The organism is Asanoa hainanensis (genome assembly GCF_900188485.1).
Classification (GTDB): Bacteria; Actinomycetota; Actinomycetes; order Mycobacteriales; family Micromonosporaceae; genus Asanoa; species Asanoa hainanensis.
In genome coordinates, this window is the sequence record NZ_FZPH01000002.1 from 717,596 (window position 1) to 734,328 (window position 16,733).

Here is a 16,733-nt window from a genome sequence, read left to right on the forward strand (position 1 = left end):
GTGCTGACCGGTGTCCGTTGCGCAAGTGTCGGATCGCGGCCGCCGCGGCGTCCGGGCGGTCGACGCTGATCACCAGCGACCTCCCCGAGTGCAGGTCGATCCGCAGCGCCGGGCCCGATCGGCTGGCGATGGCCCGGTGCCAGGTGATCGGCCAGGGCCACCACCAGAGGTCCACGGACGTGCCCGGGCCGACACCGCACGCACCGCCCGGATCTCGCGCAGCGGCACGAGCGCCGTCGGCCCGGGCAGCAACGGATGGCTCACCTGGACGTGGTACGCGTCGGCCTCCACACGCAAGCGCGACGTCGCCGCAGCGGACAGTGCCGCGACAAATGACGCAACGACGCCACAGAGTCCGAGCGCGACGGCCGCCAACCGCCGTGCCAGATGGTCCGCGGCCACGATGTCGGGCAGGACCCACGCACCGGCGCCGAAGGCGGCCGCCGCGAGCGCCCAGCCCGCCGCCACCGCACCACCGGTCGCGTGTCCCACCCAACTATTAGCGGCGAAGCCGCCCGTGACGCGTTTGGTCGACATCTCAAGCGCGGTGTCGGGTTCGATGACAAAGGCCGGGCTCGACATGCCTCGGGCGCTGATCGCGACGCGTCCTTGACGGCCAAGCCTGCGGTGCGGGCTGCCGGTGCAGGTCAGTAGGCTGTTTCCGCTCGACGGAAGCCCTCGGTTCGGGGTTGCCGCAGGGCATCAACCTGGATGGCCGACACGGGACGCCGGATGAGTTTGCGATTTGAAGAGCTGGCTTGGCGGCAGACGCCGATGGGTGAGATCAGCCTGCGGCGGCGGTGGGACGCGACGGTCGACGCCGACGTGTACGAGGTCAAGCTCGGCGACGAGTTCCTCATGTCCAGCCTCTTCACCGTCGCCGAGATCGAGTTGGCTCGGCTGGGGCTCGCCGAGGTCGTGGGCGACGATCTTGAGGTCGTCGTGGGTGGGCTCGGCCTCGGCTACACCGCCCGCACCGTGCTCGAGGACCCGCGGGTGCACGAGCTGATCGTCGTCGATGCCCTGGACGAGGTCATCTCCTGGCACCAGCGCGGCCTGCTGCCGTTCGCCTCGGCCGTCGTCGCCGATCCGCGTAGCCGGCTGCACCACGGTGACTTCTTCGCGATGAACGCGACGGGCTTCGACCCGCAGCAGCCCGGTCGGCAGTTCCATGCCGTGTTGCTCGACGTCGACCACAGCCCGAGCCACCTGCTGCATCCCAGCCACGCGCCGTTCTACACCGCCGACGGGTTGCGGCGGCTGGCCGATCACCTGCACCCGGGAGGCGTGTTCGGCCTCTGGTCCAACGACCCGCCCGACGACGCGTTCACCGCGGTCATGGCCGAGGTCTTCGACGGCGTTCGCGCGCAGGTGGTCACGTTCGCCAACCCACTGCAGCGGCGTACGTCGACCAACACCATCTACCTCGGCCGGCGGCCGTCAGCCTGAAGTGCGGGCGGCGAGGGACCACGCAGGCCCCCCGCCGCAAGCACACAGCAGGGTCAGAGCGCCGTGCAGCTCAGGCTCCGCACCGGGTTCGGCGCCGGACCGTTGGCCTGGAAGCCGAACTCCGTCGCCGCGCCCGCGGCCAGCCGGCCGTTGTAGGACACATTGGACACCTGGGTCGTGCTGCCCGATCCGCTGAACTGACCGTTCCACGAGTTGACCACGGTGTTGCCCGACGGCAGCGGCAGGCCGACGCGCCAGCCGTTGATCCCGGCGCTGCCCGCGGTGACCCGCACCGATGCCACGTACCCGGCCTGCCAGTTGCTCGTCACCCGGAACACCGCGGTGCAGCCACCATTCCCGGAAGGCGGCGGCGTGGTCGGCGACGTGGTCGTCGGCGGGTTCGTCGGCCCACCGCTGTTCAGGCCGAAGAACGCGATCGCCGCCGACGCCTGCACGGGCAGGTTGTGCGAGGTGTTCGCCATGCTGATCGCCTCGACCTGCACGACGCCCGCGGTGTTCGCGTAGCGGGTGCGGGTCCACCCCGACTGCGGGCTGTCCGTCGACGTGGGGGTCTGGCTCAGCCCGTGCACGTTGGTCCACTGTTTGACGGCTTCACCGAAGTTCACGTACGACAGGATCTCGTCGTTGGTCCCGTGCCAGAGCTGCATCCGCGGTCGGGAGCCGGTGTAGCCGGGGTACGCGTTGCGGACCAGGTCGCCCCACTGTTGCGGCGTGCGGGTGAGCTGGCCCTGCGCGCACTGGCTGTTCCACTTGCTCGACCCGGCGAAGCAGCCGAACGGCACGCCGGCGAACGCGGCGCCGGCGCGGAACACGTCCGGGTACGCGCCCAGCAGCACGTTGGTCATCATCGCCCCGGACGAGACACCGGTGACGTACGTGCGGGCGGGGTCGGCGTTGTAGGTCTGCTGGGCGTACCGCGTCATCGACACGATGCTCAGCGAGTCGCTGCCGCCGTTGTGGGTCAGGGTGGCGGTCGAGGCGACGTCGAAACAACCGTCACTGGCGGTGACCGAGGGATAGACCACGACATATCCGTACTGGTCGGCCAGGCGCGCGAACTCGGTGCCGCTGTAGAAGGCCGGCCCGCTGCCGGTGCAGTAGTGCACCGCCACGAGCAGGCCGGGCCGGGCGGCGACGCGGTCCGGCACGTACACGTACATCCGTAGGTTGCCGGGGTTGGCGCCGAAGTTCGTGACCTCGGTCAGCGTGGCGGCCTTGGCGGGCGACGCCACGAGCAACGTGGCTGCCACGACGGCGGCCGCGAACACGATCCAGAGGGCATGCAGTGCCTTGGGAAGCCTCATCTCGCTCCTCATGCGGGATGCGCGGGCTCGGCCCGCGTTCGAGCCCTGCCGTTGCCCTCGGCAGATGACGAGACGGCCGCACACCAGCGCGGCCGTGTCGGCTCCCGATGGGAGCCTAGGCGCGGGCCGCCCCGACAGCACGCGTTTTCGAAAGGTGGTCCTTCGGCCTCCAAGAGTGACCAAGGTTCCGTTGACGACGCAGTCCCGGCCGGACAGGATCGCTCGCGATGGAGTGGCGCCGCCCGGGGGGATAAAGAGTGAAAAGTAGGAGAATATCGCTCCTGGACATCGGCCTCGACGACTCCTTCGACGCGTCGATGAACCTCGTCCAGTCGACCCTGCAGAGCATCAACCTGCATTACCCGGACCCGGTGGTCGACATCGACTTCGTGCGGTCGCGTGATCCACAGACGGTGATGGCGGCGTTCACGGCCTCCTCGGACGTGCTGCACGTCATGGCCCACGGCGACCACACCGCGACGCCGACCTTCAGCAGCAGCGACGGCGCCACCCACGTCGCGCTCGAGGATCTGGGCGAGTACGCCGTGGAGCACGGTCGCGGCCTACAGGCCAGCGCGGTGCTGGCCGACGGCTGCAAGACCGGCATCGGTGCGTGGCAGAAAGCCGTCCGGGACTGTCTGCAGGGAGAGATCACGTATATCGGGACCTCCGGGCAGGTCGGCTGGCACGAGGGCACGGTCTTCTGCTCGGCGTTCTACGGGGCGTTCTTCCGCAACAAGGGAAAGGGCCTCACCGCGGCCGAACGCGCTCTCGACGCCGCCGATCGGGCAATCGAGGCCTACACCACGATCACGGACCGGCCGTGCCCCTACAAGGCGACCTTGTTGACGCCGAGTCGTCGGGCCCGAGCCCTGGTGGTGTGACCGCACCTTCCGCGGATAACAGAATTTCGCGTTTTCGAACCGAAGCAGCAGCCGATCGGACCGATCGTGTCGATGCTCGTCACCGGTCGCGCCGAAGTTGGCGCCAGTGTGTTGACCTGCAGGTTCTCGGCGGGCGAGGCTGGCCGTTGCCCGACGATCTTCGTCGGGGGCGACGAACCAGGACGGGGGTGGGCGGAGGGGCTCCGCCTACCCCGTAGTCCCGCAAACGGCAACAGACGAAGGATCAATGGTGCGGACGCTCGTCGAGTACGCCGCCGGGGTGGTCACCCTCGTCCTGCTCACGCTGGCCGTCATGGTCGGTGTGCTGGCAACCGACCGCACGGTGCTGCGGCCCCGGCATCGGGTGTTGCTGCAACCCGTACACAGCGCCTTGAGCGTGCTCGCCGTCGGTGCGGTCGTGCTGCACGTCGTGAGCATGATCGCCAAGGGGTACGCGTCGACGCTCGACGTGTTACTGCCGTTCCTCGGCGGACGGAGCTTCGAGGTCGGGATGGGCGCTCTGGCGCTGTACCTGATGGTGAGCGTGTTCTGGACCGGCCTGATCCGGGCCCGGTTCGCCGGTTCCGGCCGGCCGTGGCTGTGGCGGGTCCTGCACAGCGGGGCCTACGCGGCGTGGCCGATCGCGCTGTACCACGGTTTCGAGGCGGGCCGCGCGGCCGCCGCGTGGGTGGAGCTCAGCTACTTCGCCTGCGCCTTGGCCGTCGTGGCCACGCTGCTCGCCCGGCTCGCCGGCTTGTTCGCCCGCAAGCGCGGCGCCCGGCCCACGCGCTACGTGCGGCTACTCGACGAATCGACCCAGCTCCGCTCCACCCCCACCGTGCGACCCGACCGGGGCCGGACCGCTCGCACGCCCGACGTCGACTCGTTCGACGACGGCGACTACTGGGCCCAGTTGCGGGGCACCGCGACGTGACCCGCTCCGCCCTCCCGCCCGTCACCCACCTCGCGACGCCACGGTTGACCGCCGGGCTCGACGAACACGGTTGGTTGGACGCGGCGACCCACCGTCGCGTGCACGGCCCGCTGCGGCCGCTGCCCACCGACGTCCTGGTGCAACTCGTCGACGACATCCAGCTCACCGGCCGGGGCGGCGCGGGCTTTCCGTTCGGCCGAAAGCTGCGGGCCGTCCTGGAGTCGGCACGGCGCCAGCAGCGGCCACCGGTGGTGACGGTCAACGGCTCCGAGAGCGAGCCACTGTCCTTCAAGGACAAGGTCCTGCTGACCCGCGCACCTCATCTGGTCCTCGACGGCGCCGCACTGGCGGCCGACGCCATCGGCGCCTCCGAGATCGTGGTCGCGGTGACCGACGACGAGGGTGCCGAGCGATCGCTGCGCGCCGCGCTGGCGGAACGGCAGATGCCGGTGCCGACCAGCGTCCACGTCGTTCCACACAGGATCGTCTCCGGCCAGAGTGGCGCGCTGGTCAACGGCATCAACGGGAAGAAGCACATCCCGCCGGCGACCTCGCAGCGAACCAGCGACGCGGGTGTCAAATCCCATCCGACGTTGCTCTCGAACGCGGAGACCTACGCCCAGTTGGCGATCGCGGCCCGTCGCGGGCCGTACGGATACACTTCGCTCGGCCTGGTCGACGAGCCCGGCACCGTGCTGCTCACGGTGACCGGCGCGGCCGCCCGGCCGGCAGTGATGGAGGTGCCGACCGGCACGCCGCTGTGGCGGGTTCTGGAGCTCTGCCACGCGCCGGCCGACGCCGCGGTGCTCACCGGCGGCTACGAGGGCACCTGGATCAACCCGGAGTCGGCGCTGCGGGCGACGATCTCCCGCGCCGGCTTCGCCGCGGTCGGTGGCACGCTGGGCCCCGGCGTCATCGCCCCGATCGGCCCCGACACGTGCCCGCTCGGCGAGCTCGCCCAGGTGGTGCACTTCCTGGCGGCCGGGTCCACCGGCCAGTGCGGGCCGTGCCGGCTCGGCCTGCCGGATCTCGCGCGCAGCGTCGACCTCATCGTGGCCGGGACGGCGCCGACGGCGTTGGTCGAGGCCGCGGTCGAGGCGGTACGCGGCCGGGGCGCGTGCGGCCACCCGGACGCCACGGCCCGGATGTCCGCGTCCGCGCTGATGGTGTTCGCCGCGGACATCGCCACCCACGGTGCCCGCCACGGCTGCGGCCGGCCCGTCAAGGGCCAGCTCCTCGTGCCGCCCGGGCCGGCCGACACCAACGCCAGGCTCAGCGTGGACTGGTCCCGCTGCGACGGTCACGGGCTCTGCGCCCACGTCCTGCCGGAGCTCGTCAGCCTGGACGCCAACGGGTTTCCGGCCCTCCCGCAGTCGCCCGTGCCGGTCTGGCTGCATGGCCAGGCCCGCCGGGCGGTGCGGATGTGCCCAGCGCTCGCGCTGCGGCTGACCACGGAAGGCCATCATGCCGCTTGAGAAAGGACGCGCCTACCGGCTGGCCGGCGTCGCTGCCGCGTTGATGGTCACTGCGGTGGCGATCGTCGGGGTGCGAACGCTCGATCGCGACCCGGACGGACCCACCGCAGCAGCCGCGACGGGGACCGCGGCCGCGACCACGGCCGGCAATGCGGCCGCGACGGGGACCGGAACCGGGACGATCGTCCTCAACCCCACCGATGACGCGTTCCTCCAACTCATGATCCCGATCGACGAGAGCGCCCTGACCTTCCTCGAGGAGGCGCAGACGATCACCAGCTCCCCGGCCCTGCGTGCCCTGGCCGCCCAGCTCGCCGAAACCCACCGGACGGAGCTGAAGGACATGCGGGCGCTGCTGGCCGCGGGCGGAACACCTGAGCAGAACATCCACGAGGGCCACCGGATGCCCGGCATGATCTTCGACGACCAGCTCGCCGCGCTGCGCACCGCGCCGGAGGCCGACCGGGACGCCCAGGCGATGACGCTGCTCAAGGGGCACCTGGAGCAGTGCGAGGTGCTCGCCACGGGCGAGGAGGCGGCCGCCGGAAGCGACGAGACCCGCGCCTTCGCCGTGCGCCTGAAGCAGCGGCGCACCGAACAGCTCAACCAACTGGCCGCGATCGGGTAGCGGCCCGCCGCCGCGACCGTGGGGTTGCCGTTCGAGCTCGCGTACTCGATGACCAAGGCGACCATGGACATCTTCACGAAGACGTTGGCCTGGGATCGCGCGATCGCCGAACGGCACATCACGGTCAACGCGGTGCGCCCGAGCCTGGTCGACACGGACATGGCCGCCTACCTGGTGCACGTGCCGGAGCGGTTCGAGTGGGCCGCGTCGCAGGCGGCGGTGCGGGCGGCGGCCGGCCCGGCCGACATGGCCGGCGTGGTGGCATTCCTGGCCTCCGCCGATGCCCGGTTCGTCACCGGCCACGTCCTGGACGCGACGGGCGGCACCGGACTCGGACCGACGGGACTCTGACAAGCCCTCGTATTGATGTTTGTCTTCGTCTAGATTGGCTCTGTCAGGCCATCGGGGAGGTTGACATGACATCGCTGGACGACACGACGGCGCTCGCGCTCCCGCTTCCGCCGGCACCCAGCATCTACCATCCGACGCCGCGACTCGCCGAGTTGCGTGCCAACCGGCCGGTCGCCGAGGTCGCGTTCAAGGACGGATCGACGGGCTTTCTGGTCACGAGGTACGCGGACGTCCGCCAGGTGTTGATCGACCCGCGGTTCAGCCGCGCGGCCGCGGCGAGCACGTCCGCATCCGACACCGGCCTCGCCATGGTGGCCACCGACTCGATCCTCGGCATGGACCCGCCCGAGCACACGCGCCTGCGCCGGCTCGTCGCCGGTGCGTTCACCGCGCGCCGGGTCGAAGAGCTGCGGCCCACGGTCAGGGCGCTGGTCGAGGCGCTGCTCACCGACGTCGCCGCGCGGCCGCGCCCGGTCGACCTGGTCGAGCACTTCTCGTTGCCGCTGCCGGTGCGCGTCATCTGCGAGCTGCTCGGCGTGCCGCCCGAGGACCAGCACGTCTTCCACGCCTGGTCCGACACGATCCTGTCCGACGCGGGCGCCGACCCCGCCGAGATCCGGGCGGCGATGGGCAAGCTCGGCGCCTACTTCGGCAAGCTGATCGCCGACAAGCGGGCCACGCCGGCCGACGACCTGATGACCGCGCTCATCGCGGCGCGCGACGACCAGGACCGGCTGACCGAGCAGGAACTGGTCAACCTGTGCTTCGGCCTGCTCATCGCCGGCCACGAGACCACCGCCAACCAGATCAACATGTTCCTGCTGACGCTGCTGCACTTCCCGGAGGAATACCAGCGGCTGGCCGAGTCGCCGGAGCTGATCCCGCAGGCCGTCGAGGAGCTGATGCGCTTCGTCCAGCTCGGCGAGGGCTCGGGCCTGCCCCGCGTCACCACCGAGGCGGTGGAGCTGAGCGGCGTCACCATCCCGGCCGGCTCCGTCGTGATGACCTCGATGGTGGCGGCCAACCGCGACGAGTCGGTCTTCGTCGACGCGGACCGGCTCGACCTGACCCGCGAGATCACCCAGCACCTCGGCTTCGGCGCGGGCGCGCACCACTGCCTGGGCGCTCAGCTGGCACGCTTGGAGCTGCAGGAGGCGTTGCGGGGTCTGCTGCGACACCTGCCGGGCCTGCGGATCGCCGTGCCCGACTCGGAGCTGCGGTTCAAGACCGGCATGATCGTACGAAGCCTGCACGCCCTGCCGGTGACGTGGTAGGGCTGCGTCCGATGTGGAATGTCGAGGTGTCGTCCGAATGCATCGGGTCCGGCGTGTGCGCGGGCAGCGCTCCGCGGCACTTCGCGCTCGGGGCTGACGGCCGCTCCCGACCACTCGCGACGCCCGTCGACCCGGACGACGCGGTGTTGGGGGCGGCCGCCTCGTGCCCGATGGAGGCGATCGGCGTGAGCGACGCCGGCACCGGCGTACCAGTGCCGTTCTAACGCCGTTTTCCCCCGGGGAAGCCGGGAGGCGGCGTCAGGTCGAACACCTTCAAGTTCTCCGGGGTGCGCTCCGACCAGGTGTACGTGGTGGTGCGGGTGAGAGCGCCGAACTCGTGCGTCGTGGTGATGGTGCTGCGATGGGGGAGGTAGCTGTCGGCGTCCACCCAGAGCTCCATCGTCGTGGGGGTCGTCGCCGTGGGACCGGCCTCGATCTCTGTCTCCAGCCGCAGTCGGAGCGTCTCGTGACCGTCGATCGTCTCCTTGCCGACGATCTCCAGGGTGCCGTCGGCGAGCGCCTGGCTGATGCTTTCCGGGTTCGCTTCCGGGAGGTCCTCGAAGAAATCAGGGAAGGTGTGCTCCATTTCGGCCGGGGTCCGCTGCCAGTGCGCGTACCAGCGGTTGAGATAGTCGATCTGGAGCCCGCGCTGGCCGCCGTCGGCCTCGTTCGTCACCACGACGGAGACCGACAGCTTCCCGTCTCCGTACCAGTCCGTCCGGACGCGGCGGGTGGCGGCATCGGTCCACTTGTCGACGCGGTAGGGGGCGCCGTTCGCCGTGCGGGCCAGCACAACGTAATCGGTGCTTCGGGCGAGCGCGTCGGTCACCTGGGTGCGCACGTGGGCGACGTCGACCAACTCCGGATCGGCGCGGTCGGCGCCCGGCACGGCCACGAGACCGACCGCCCCGGTGATCGCGACCACGGCGACGGCGCAGGCTCCCACCAACAGCTGTCTGCGCCTGGCCCGGCCACGCAGCCGGTCGGTCAGGTTCGGAGCGGAGTGGACGTCGGACAGTTCGTCGCGCAGCAGGGTGGCGAGTCGCCGCCCGAACTGGTCGTCATCAGTCATGGTGCGCCCTCGCAAGGTGGGTGGTGTCGTTGTCGTTGTCGTCCAGCAGCTCGCGGAGCCGGGCCAAGGCCCGGGAGGTGTGGGACTTGACCGTTCCCGGCGGCATGTCCAGCAGCTCGGACGTCTGCTCCACGCTCAGGTCCTCGAAGTAGCGCAACACGACGACCTGCCGTTGCCGCTCCGGCAGGCGCGCCAACGCCGCGACGACCAGGTGCCGTTCCGCGACCGCGTGGTCGTGCGGCCCGACGGCCGCGACCTCGTCGTGGGTCGGCGCCAGCGGTCTCTCCCGGACACGGCGCATGAGCCACCGCACCCGGTCCCGAGACAGGTTCAGCAGGATCTTCCGGACATAAGCGCCGGGCCTGTCGCGCGCGGCGGCCCACCGCCGAGCGGTCCGCAACAACGCGACCTGAAGGAGATCCTCGGCGTGGCCCCGGTCATTGGTGAGGAGATAAGCGAACCGCAGCAGCGCTGTGGACTCGCGCTCGACGAAGGCGTCGAAGGTGGGATCGACCCGCATGTCCCTCAGAACTCCGGTGGGCGCGGATCGGTTGCATCAGCCGGCCCGGCGTGCGCCTTCGCGTGGCGGCAGCTCGTCGTCGTACGCGCCGCTGCGGCCGGCGTACCGCCGGCCGTCGAGGTACGGCCAGGCGTTTGGCTCGCACCCGTGCAGGCCGAGCGTCTGCTGCTGCATCACCGGTGCCGGCTCGCCCCGGCCGGGGCACAGCTCGTGGCCGTGGCCGAGCCGGTGCCCGACCTCGTGGTTGACCATGTACTGCCGGTAGGTGCTCAGGTCGCCACCGTAGCCGGGCACGGCCTTGACCCAGCGCGCCACGTTGAGCACCACCTTGTTGCCGTTGCGGCACGAGGTGTAGCCGTCGGGGACGTCGTCGCACAGGTCGTCGCGGGTGCCGGGGGTGACCAGGTAGATGGTGAAGTCGGCCGGCTGTTCGGGGCCGACCCGGCGCAGTCGCCAGGTCCCGCCTGCGGTCCACCCTCGCCGGTCGTTCAGCGTCGCGGTGATCGCTTTGGCCACGCCGGCGACCGGTAGGCCCTTGATGTCGCGCTCCACCGACACGCGGTAGCGCAGCAGCTGGCCTCCGCCGGACGGGGTCCGCCCCTCGCCGTCGGCGGTCGACCAGGTTTCGCTTCCCGTGGCCGGATAGCTGACGGGTGGGACCGGCGCGCGGGACATCCGCGCGGTCCCCGCGGGGGCGGCGTTCTTCTCCGGCGTCGTCGTGGGTTGGCCGGCCGCCGGGGCACCACAGCCGGCGAGCAACAGCGCCAGCAGCACTGCTCCCGTACCCTTCCTCAGCATGTCTCTCCCCTCGCGCCGCTGTTATTCGGCTGCGCGGAAAGGGAGACGGGTGACCGGCCTAGAAAGTTGATCTTTGTGAGACTCAACCTATTTCCGTCGCCACCCGTCCTTTGCCTACGTGGAACGGGAGAGGGGTGGCGGTGACCCGGGGTGACGCCGAGTTCGTCGAGTTCGCACAGGCGGCGTCCGCGCGGCTGGTGCACGCGGCGTACCTCATGACCGGCGACCACCACCGGGCCGAGGACGCGGCACAGACGGCGCTGGTCCGCACGTACGCGTCCTGGTCACGCATCCGGGAGGGCGACGCGTACGGCTACGCGCGCAGCGTCCTGGTCAACCACCTGGTCGACGGCTGGCGGCGGCCGATCCGCGAGTACCCGACCGAGGACCTGCCGGACCAGGGACGCGGCGACGTCGCCGAAGAGGTCACCACCCGCCGCTGGCTGGTGACGGTGCTGGGCGCGCTCAGCCCGCGGGAACGAGCGATCGTCGTGCTGCGCTACTACTTCGACCTGGCGGAGGCGAAGGTGGCCGACGAACTGGGCGTTTCGCTCGGCACGGTCAAGAGCACCAGTTCGCGTGCGCTGGAGAAGCTGCGGGCCGCGAACATCCGAGCGTCAGAGACTCAGGAAACGTGCCGATGAGCGAGCTACAGCGGCTGCGCGAGGCCATGCGGGTGACCGAGCGGCCCAGTTCCCTTGATCTGGCCGCCATCATGCGCGACGGGCGACGCCTGCGCCGGCGGCGCGTTTTCGCGCGCAGCGGAGGCGCGACGCTGGCCGCCGCCTTCGTGGCGGCGGTAGCGGTGGTCGCGGTGAACCAGGACGACCCGTCACTGAACGAACACGTCCCCACACCGGCCGCGGTGGCGCCGACACCGTCGCCTGCCTTCGAGTCGGAGTCGCGCAAGCCGATCGGCGCCGTGGTCGACACCGGCATCTCGTACGGCGTCGAGCGGCGGGTCTATTACTTCGTGCCCGTGGAGGTGCCCGGTCACCCCAAGGTGCGGATGGGACTGGTCGGTGGCCGCCTGCTGCCGGGTGGCTCGCTCACCTCGGACTATTTGGTCAACGACGTCGAGGGCATCGACCGCAGCGCCGGCTTCCACGAGATCGGCAACGACGAGTCGGGCCCGGGCCAGACCCGCCCGCCGGTGCCCACGTTCGGCTACTTCGTCGGCCCGGCCCAGTCGATCGTCGGCACCGTCGACGGCAAGGACATAAAAGCGCGGTTGGCCCGGTGGAGCGAGGACGCCCAGGTAGTGATCTTCTGGTTCGACCCGACCGACCTGGCGCCGGGCGTACCCCTGGACGGGATCATCGCCCGTGACAAGAGCAACCGCCGGCTGTGACCGGGCCCGGAAAGAGTTCAGGGACGGGCCTATGTGGGCCGTCCCTGAGAGTTATTGCTGGTGCGCCGCCAGGGACTCGAACCCCGAACCCGCGGATTAAGAGTCCGCTGCTCTGCCAGTTGAGCTAGCGGCGCTCGTTCGGCAACGAGACGTACGTTAGCACGCGCCCTGAGGGATGTTCCAACTGGTGGCGAACGACCGCCCGAATGCCTCAAACACCCCCATATAACCAGCGGCGGCTAGAACTACGCCGGTCGATCGTCGAAGATAGAGCGTCGTGGTTCTCCTGAATGCGAACAAATCTAACCTCAGCATGCACAAAGGGGCGCTGACCTGGGATTACTTCGGGGAAATCGTCGTTAGTGCGAGGTTCCGACCGGTTCGCGCCCCAGGGTTACCCATGTGGCTGAGGCGGGGAGTGGACGTCATCTGGCACCCTGCCGGATCGAGGTACATAGCGGGTGTGGCTGGGGCACGATGACCCCAAGGTTGCGAAGGAACGGGGACATCTAATGGGCCGGTTCGTGACACGTGAAGCAGCCATCGGGAAGATCCTTGCCGCCACGGCGGTCGGGGGTCTCGCACTCACCCTTGTCACTGCCTGCGGCGATGACCAGGCGAAGGCGCCCGCGTTCGTCAACCCCAACCAGGCGGCGGCGCCCTCCGCGTCACCGACCGCACCGCCGGTTCCGTTCGAGTTCGCGGTCACGCCGGCCGACAAGAAGAAAGACCTGCCGGTCAGCACCGAGATCGGCACCAGCGTCAAGGGTGGCGAGATCACCAGCGTCACGCTGACCGACAAGGCCGGCAAGGCGGTCAAGGGCAACCTGCGCGACGACAAGTCGTCGTGGGTGCCGAGCGCGCCGCTCAAGTACGACACCAGCTACACCGCGACCGTCGTCGCGACGAGTGCGGCCGGACAGGCCGAGACGAAGAAGGTGTCGTTCTCCACGCGGGGCAAGTCGGGCAACGAGATCGGTTCCGGCATGTACCTGTTCAACGGCAAGACGTACGGCGTCGCCATGCCGGTCGTCATGGAGTTCAGCCCGGGCATCCCGAAGAAGGACCGGGCCGCCGTGCAGCGCCGGCTGTTCGTGCAGACCGACCCGCCGCAGCCGGGCGTCTGGCACTGGGTCAGCAGCGGCACGCAGGCGTACTACCGCGGGCCCGAATACTGGCAGGCCGGCACGAAGATCACTGTGCGGGCGGCGCTCGAGGGCATCCCGCTGTCCAACGGCCGCGTCGGCGACCAGGACCGCAAGGCGAGCGCCAAGATCGGTGACAAGTTCGAGATGAAGGTCGAGAACAAGACCAAGAAGATGCAGGTCTTCAAGAACGACAAACTGGTCAAGACGTTCCCGGTCAGCCTCGGCAAGCCCAGCACGCCCTCGTCCAGCGGCACGCTCATCGTGATGGACAAGCAGGAGCACACGGTCTTCGACACCTTCGCCGAGCTCGGCCCGGAGGAGGGCTACCGCACCGACATCGACTTCGCGCAGCGGCTGACCTGGGGTGGCGAGTTCATCCACTCGGCGCCGTGGTCGGTGGGTGACCAGGGCCGGCGCAACGTCTCCCACGGCTGCGTCAACCTCGCGCCGCAGAACGCGAGCTGGTTGTTCGGTCAGACCAAGGTCGGCGACCCGATCACCATCCGGGGCACCGAGCGCAAGCTCGAGGCCGGCAACGGCTGGACCGCCTGGAACCTGTCGTGGGCGGACTTCGTCAAGGGCAGCGCGCTGCCCGTTCCGGACAGTCTGAAGTCGGTGGGTTCGACCGCTAACGCCACGCCGACACCGACGCCTACCGATTAAGTCTCTTTCGGGTACCGTTGCTCAGCTCGATCGTTCGTACACTCGTCTGCGTGTTACCGCACACGGCACGAAACCGTGAGGTGTTCCGAAGCGTCTTTCGGGCAACATGACTGCGGTACACGGACCTGTGAGGGGATCTCATGCTGAGCAGCCGAAAGTGGCGTCCCACTCGCCGAAATGGCGTCATGCTGGCGGCCGTCGCCATGGCCGGGTTGCTCTCGGTCACAGCGGGTTGCACGAAGAGTGGCAACGCGGCGTGGTCGGACGGTGCGAAGCCGGGTTCGTCGCAGTCGGCCGAGCCTGACACGAAGGCCAAGGCGACGATCACCGAGCCGGCCGCCAACGCCGCCGACGTGCCGGCTTCGACCGCGATCGCGTTCGACACCACCGACGCGGTCGACACCTCGGTCGAGCTGAAGTCGGCTGACGGCGAGACCGTCAAGGGCACCCTGTCCGCAGACAAGAAGAGCTGGCTGCCGACGGGCGCGCTCGACTGGGGCACGAGCTACACCGCGACGGTGACCGCGACCGGCGACGACGGCAAGGCCGCGACGGCCGAGAGCACCTTCAAGGTCATGGCCAAACCGGGCAACACGACCGCGGTGAGCAGCTTCCTCGGCGACGGCGCCGTGGTCGGCGTCGGCATGCCGATGATCGTCAAGTTCGGCAAGGCGATCCCGCAGGATGCCCGCGCCGACGTCCAACGGCGCATGAAGGTCACCACGACGCCGGCGCAGGAGGGCACCTGGGCGTGGATCAGCCCGACCGAGATCCACTTCCGCCCCAAGGAGTTTTGGAAGGCCAACACCAAGGTCCACTACAAGCTGCAGACCGGTGGCCTCCCGCTGGGCAACGGCTCGTTCCTCCGCAACGACCTGACGGTGGATCTGAAGATCGGCCCGGCCCTGGTCATGACGGTCAACAACAGCACCAAGCGGATGACGGTGACCAAGGACGGCAAGGTCATCAAGACCATCAAGGTGAGCCTCGGCAAGAAGAGCACCCCGTCGTCGACCGGCACGATGATCGTGATCGAGAAGAAGCGCAAGACGGTCTTCGACACGTTCGAAGAGCTCGGCCCGGAAGAGGGCTACCGCACCGACATCGACTTCGCGCAGCGCCTGACCTGGGGCGGCGAGTTCATCCACGCCGCACCGTGGTCGGAGGGCCAACAGGGCACAACCAACGTCTCCCACGGCTGCGTCAACGTCTCGATGAAGGACGGCGAGTGGCTCTTCGGCCAAACCCGGATCGGTGACCCGATCACGGTCAAGGGCACGGAGCGCAAACTCCAGAACGGCAACGGCTGGACCGACTGGAACATGTCGTTCGCCGAGTACGCGGAGCTCAGCGCCATCCCCCTTTCCGAGCAGTAGCTTTCCCGGGTCCGCGGTGGTGCGGACCGCCGCTCCCGCCGGAGACCGGGTCGGGCCCTCGGGGGCCCGACCCTTCGGCGTCCGTGGGTCGAAAAGCAAGATCCGCGGCGAAGCAGGGCGAGGGCGAGGGAACGTTCGGTCCCTCCGTCCTGACGCGCGAGGCCGTGCGTGGCGCGGCGACACGTCCCGGGTTGCGGGGCGGGTCTCCGGCGGAAACGACTGCGGGCGTCGTGCGCCCGTTGCCCGGACCGCCAGGAGGTACCCGGCCCGGACGCTCGGGAGATATCCGGCCGTTGCCCGGACCGGACGCCCAGGAGGTACACGCCCGTTGCGCAAAGCCGCGCCGCCGCGGCGTCCGTGCCTACCGCGGAGTCGGGTCTGACGCCGCGTCTGGCGTGGCCACCCCGGGTGGCCCCGGGCACGCCCGCTTGCTGTGGTGTGGCCCTGAGCGCACTCCGCCTGGTGGTCAATGCCCACCAGGGTCCGGGTCATTTCGCCGCCCGCGGCGGACCGGGTCGACCGGAGGCCCCTTCGCCGCGTCGACGGTCGCGGGCGTTGACGGCTCGTGGACCGCGTCCGGGCTCGTGGACCGCGTCCGGGCTCGTGGACCGCGTCCGGGCTCGTGGACCGCGTCCGGGTTCGCGGACCGCGCCCGGGTTCGCGGGCGTTGACGGCTCGTGGACCGCGTCCGGGCTCGTGGATCGCGTCCGGGCTCGTGGACCGCGTCCGGGTTCGCGGACCGCGCCCAGGTTCGCGGGCCTTGCCGGCTCGTGGACCGCGCCCGGGCCCGTGGACCGCGCCCGGATTCGCCGGCGTTGACGGCTCGTGGACCGCGTCCGGGCTCGCTGCTGCGGCAAGGCCTCGGGAGGATCTAGGCCTGGTGCACCTCGCGGCCGGCGAAGGCGGCCAGGCGGTCGTATAGGTGGGCTTCGGCTGAGATCGGGACCTCTGGGCCGAAGGATTTGCCTTCGCTTTCGGGGCCGCGGAACTGGGGGACCAGCGTGCCGCGCATCCAGTCGAGGGCCAGTTGGCCCACCTCCGGGTCTAGGTTTGTCGATTGGCCTGTTGCTCGGGCCAGGTCCCAGGCGTGCACCGCGAACTCGGCCGTCTGTAGGTCGACCGGGAAGCGGGCCGGCACCTCACCCATCCCCGGGAACGTGACCGTGCCCGTCAGGTCGCCGGCCGCGCGCCAGGCGTCGAGCAGGTCTGCGGCGCGCGATCGGAATATCGACGGCCGCTCGGCTGCCGGCACCACCGCGGCCTCGGCGGACCAGTCGGCCTTGCCGCCGGTGGCCGTCAGACGGAACTGGCCTAGGTCGTGGACCACGTGGTCGCCGAGTTGGGCCACCGTCCACGAGCGACACGGGCTCGATAGGTGTTCCTGGTCCGCGCGGATCTCCGAGAGCACCTCGCCGACCTGGTCAAGCGCACGTGCCAGCAGCGTGAGCGGTTCGTTGTCCACCGTGAACTCTCCATGTCGTCCCA

Annotated in this window: 18 protein-coding genes and 1 tRNA gene; 12 read left to right on the forward strand and 7 right to left on the reverse strand. The window is 70.0% G+C overall.

Annotated features, from left to right (window positions below; genetic code table 11):
• Positions 1-69 precede the first annotated feature (69 nt).
• On the reverse strand, positions 70-582 hold the full coding sequence (locus CHC05_RS40585) for a hypothetical protein (RefSeq protein WP_144022509.1): 513 nt from the start codon (positions 580-582) through the stop codon (positions 70-72).
• Between the two features lie 150 nt (positions 583-732).
• Between CHC05_RS40585 and CHC05_RS07210 the strand changes: the two genes are divergently transcribed.
• On the forward strand, positions 733-1,449 hold the full coding sequence (locus CHC05_RS07210) for a polyamine aminopropyltransferase (protein ID WP_089246188.1): 717 nt from the start codon (positions 733-735) through the stop codon (positions 1,447-1,449).
• Positions 1,450-1,502: 53 nt separating this feature from the next.
• Here CHC05_RS07210 and CHC05_RS07215 read toward each other — a convergent pair whose 3' ends face one another.
• Positions 1,503-2,774 (reverse strand): extracellular catalytic domain type 1 short-chain-length polyhydroxyalkanoate depolymerase, encoded by a 1,272-nt coding sequence (locus CHC05_RS07215; protein WP_089245917.1) that lies wholly within the window; start codon positions 2,772-2,774, stop codon positions 1,503-1,505.
• Positions 2,775-3,031: 257 nt separating this feature from the next.
• On the opposite strand from CHC05_RS07215, the gene CHC05_RS07220 reads away from it, so the two are divergent.
• From CHC05_RS07220 to CHC05_RS07250, 7 genes are all read left to right on the forward strand, one after another.
• Positions 3,032-3,658: a hypothetical protein gene (locus tag CHC05_RS07220; protein ID WP_179266083.1), complete on the forward strand. Its 627-nt coding sequence runs from the start codon at positions 3,032-3,034 to the stop codon at positions 3,656-3,658.
• A 250-nt stretch (positions 3,659-3,908) separates the two neighbouring features.
• The gene (locus tag CHC05_RS07225; RefSeq protein WP_144022510.1) at positions 3,909-4,592 is read left to right on the forward strand and encodes a ferric reductase-like transmembrane domain-containing protein; all 684 of its coding nucleotides are present in this window, start codon (positions 3,909-3,911) and stop codon (positions 4,590-4,592) included.
• On the forward strand, positions 4,589-6,067 hold the full coding sequence (locus CHC05_RS07230; RefSeq protein WP_089245921.1) for an NADH-quinone oxidoreductase subunit NuoF family protein: 1,479 nt from the start codon (positions 4,589-4,591) through the stop codon (positions 6,065-6,067). The genes CHC05_RS07225 and CHC05_RS07230 overlap by 4 nt, the downstream gene beginning before the upstream one ends.
• The gene (locus tag CHC05_RS07235) at positions 6,057-6,695 is read left to right on the forward strand and encodes a DUF305 domain-containing protein (protein WP_089245923.1); all 639 of its coding nucleotides are present in this window, start codon (positions 6,057-6,059) and stop codon (positions 6,693-6,695) included. Before CHC05_RS07230 ends, CHC05_RS07235 begins: the two co-directional genes overlap by 11 nt.
• An 18-nt stretch (positions 6,696-6,713) precedes the next feature.
• Positions 6,714-7,046 (forward strand): SDR family oxidoreductase, encoded by a 333-nt coding sequence (locus tag CHC05_RS07240; RefSeq protein ID WP_281257648.1) that lies wholly within the window; start codon positions 6,714-6,716, stop codon positions 7,044-7,046.
• Positions 7,047-7,111: 65 nt separating this feature from the next.
• The gene (locus CHC05_RS07245) at positions 7,112-8,320 is read left to right on the forward strand and encodes a cytochrome P450 (RefSeq protein WP_089245925.1); all 1,209 of its coding nucleotides are present in this window, start codon (positions 7,112-7,114) and stop codon (positions 8,318-8,320) included.
• Between the two features lie 11 nt (positions 8,321-8,331).
• Positions 8,332-8,544, forward strand: a complete 213-nt coding sequence (locus tag CHC05_RS07250) for a ferredoxin (RefSeq protein WP_089245927.1) — start codon at positions 8,332-8,334, stop codon at positions 8,542-8,544.
• Here the strand turns inward: CHC05_RS07250 and CHC05_RS07255 are convergent.
• From CHC05_RS07255 to CHC05_RS07265, 3 genes are read right to left on the reverse strand one after another with little or no spacing between them, the layout of a single operon-like run.
• On the reverse strand, positions 8,541-9,392 hold the full coding sequence (locus tag CHC05_RS07255; RefSeq protein ID WP_089245929.1) for a LolA-like protein: 852 nt from the start codon (positions 9,390-9,392) through the stop codon (positions 8,541-8,543). The genes CHC05_RS07250 and CHC05_RS07255 overlap by 4 nt on opposite strands.
• Entirely contained in the window at positions 9,385-9,912 is a 528-nt protein-coding gene (locus CHC05_RS07260; RefSeq protein WP_089245931.1) for a SigE family RNA polymerase sigma factor, read from the reverse strand. Before CHC05_RS07260 ends, CHC05_RS07255 begins: the two co-directional genes overlap by 8 nt.
• Positions 9,913-9,948: 36 nt before the next feature.
• On the reverse strand, positions 9,949-10,710 hold the full coding sequence (locus tag CHC05_RS07265) for a DUF3152 domain-containing protein (RefSeq protein WP_089245933.1): 762 nt from the start codon (positions 10,708-10,710) through the stop codon (positions 9,949-9,951).
• A gap of 140 nt (positions 10,711-10,850) precedes the next feature.
• Here CHC05_RS07265 and CHC05_RS07270 point away from each other — a divergent pair, with 140 nt between their 5' ends.
• Both CHC05_RS07270 and CHC05_RS07275 read left to right on the forward strand, forming a co-directional pair.
• Positions 10,851-11,354 carry a SigE family RNA polymerase sigma factor gene (locus CHC05_RS07270; protein ID WP_089246194.1) on the forward strand — a complete coding sequence of 168 codons (504 nt, stop codon included), beginning with the start codon at positions 10,851-10,853 and terminating at the stop codon, positions 11,352-11,354.
• A complete protein-coding gene (locus CHC05_RS07275) occupies positions 11,351-12,061 on the forward strand; it encodes a hypothetical protein (protein ID WP_089246196.1) in 711 nt (236 codons plus the stop codon). The genes CHC05_RS07270 and CHC05_RS07275 overlap by 4 nt, the downstream gene beginning before the upstream one ends.
• A 58-nt stretch (positions 12,062-12,119) precedes the next feature.
• Here CHC05_RS07275 and CHC05_RS07280 read toward each other — a convergent pair.
• Positions 12,120-12,195, reverse strand: a tRNA-Lys gene (locus CHC05_RS07280).
• Positions 12,196-12,573: 378 nt separating this feature from the next.
• On the opposite strand from CHC05_RS07280, the gene CHC05_RS07285 reads away from it, so the two are divergent.
• On the forward strand, positions 12,574-13,872 hold the full coding sequence (locus tag CHC05_RS07285; RefSeq protein ID WP_089245935.1) for a L,D-transpeptidase: 1,299 nt from the start codon (positions 12,574-12,576) through the stop codon (positions 13,870-13,872).
• A gap of 185 nt (positions 13,873-14,057) precedes the next feature.
• Complete coding sequence (locus CHC05_RS07290; protein WP_245870689.1) at positions 14,058-15,248, forward strand: L,D-transpeptidase; 1,191 nt, start codon at positions 14,058-14,060, stop codon at positions 15,246-15,248.
• 871 nt (positions 15,249-16,119) lie between these two features.
• Here the strand turns inward: CHC05_RS07290 and CHC05_RS07295 are convergent.
• Positions 16,120-16,710, reverse strand: a complete 591-nt coding sequence (locus CHC05_RS07295; protein ID WP_218824469.1) for a TIGR03086 family metal-binding protein — start codon at positions 16,708-16,710, stop codon at positions 16,120-16,122.
• Between the last annotated feature and the right edge of the window lie 23 nt (positions 16,711-16,733).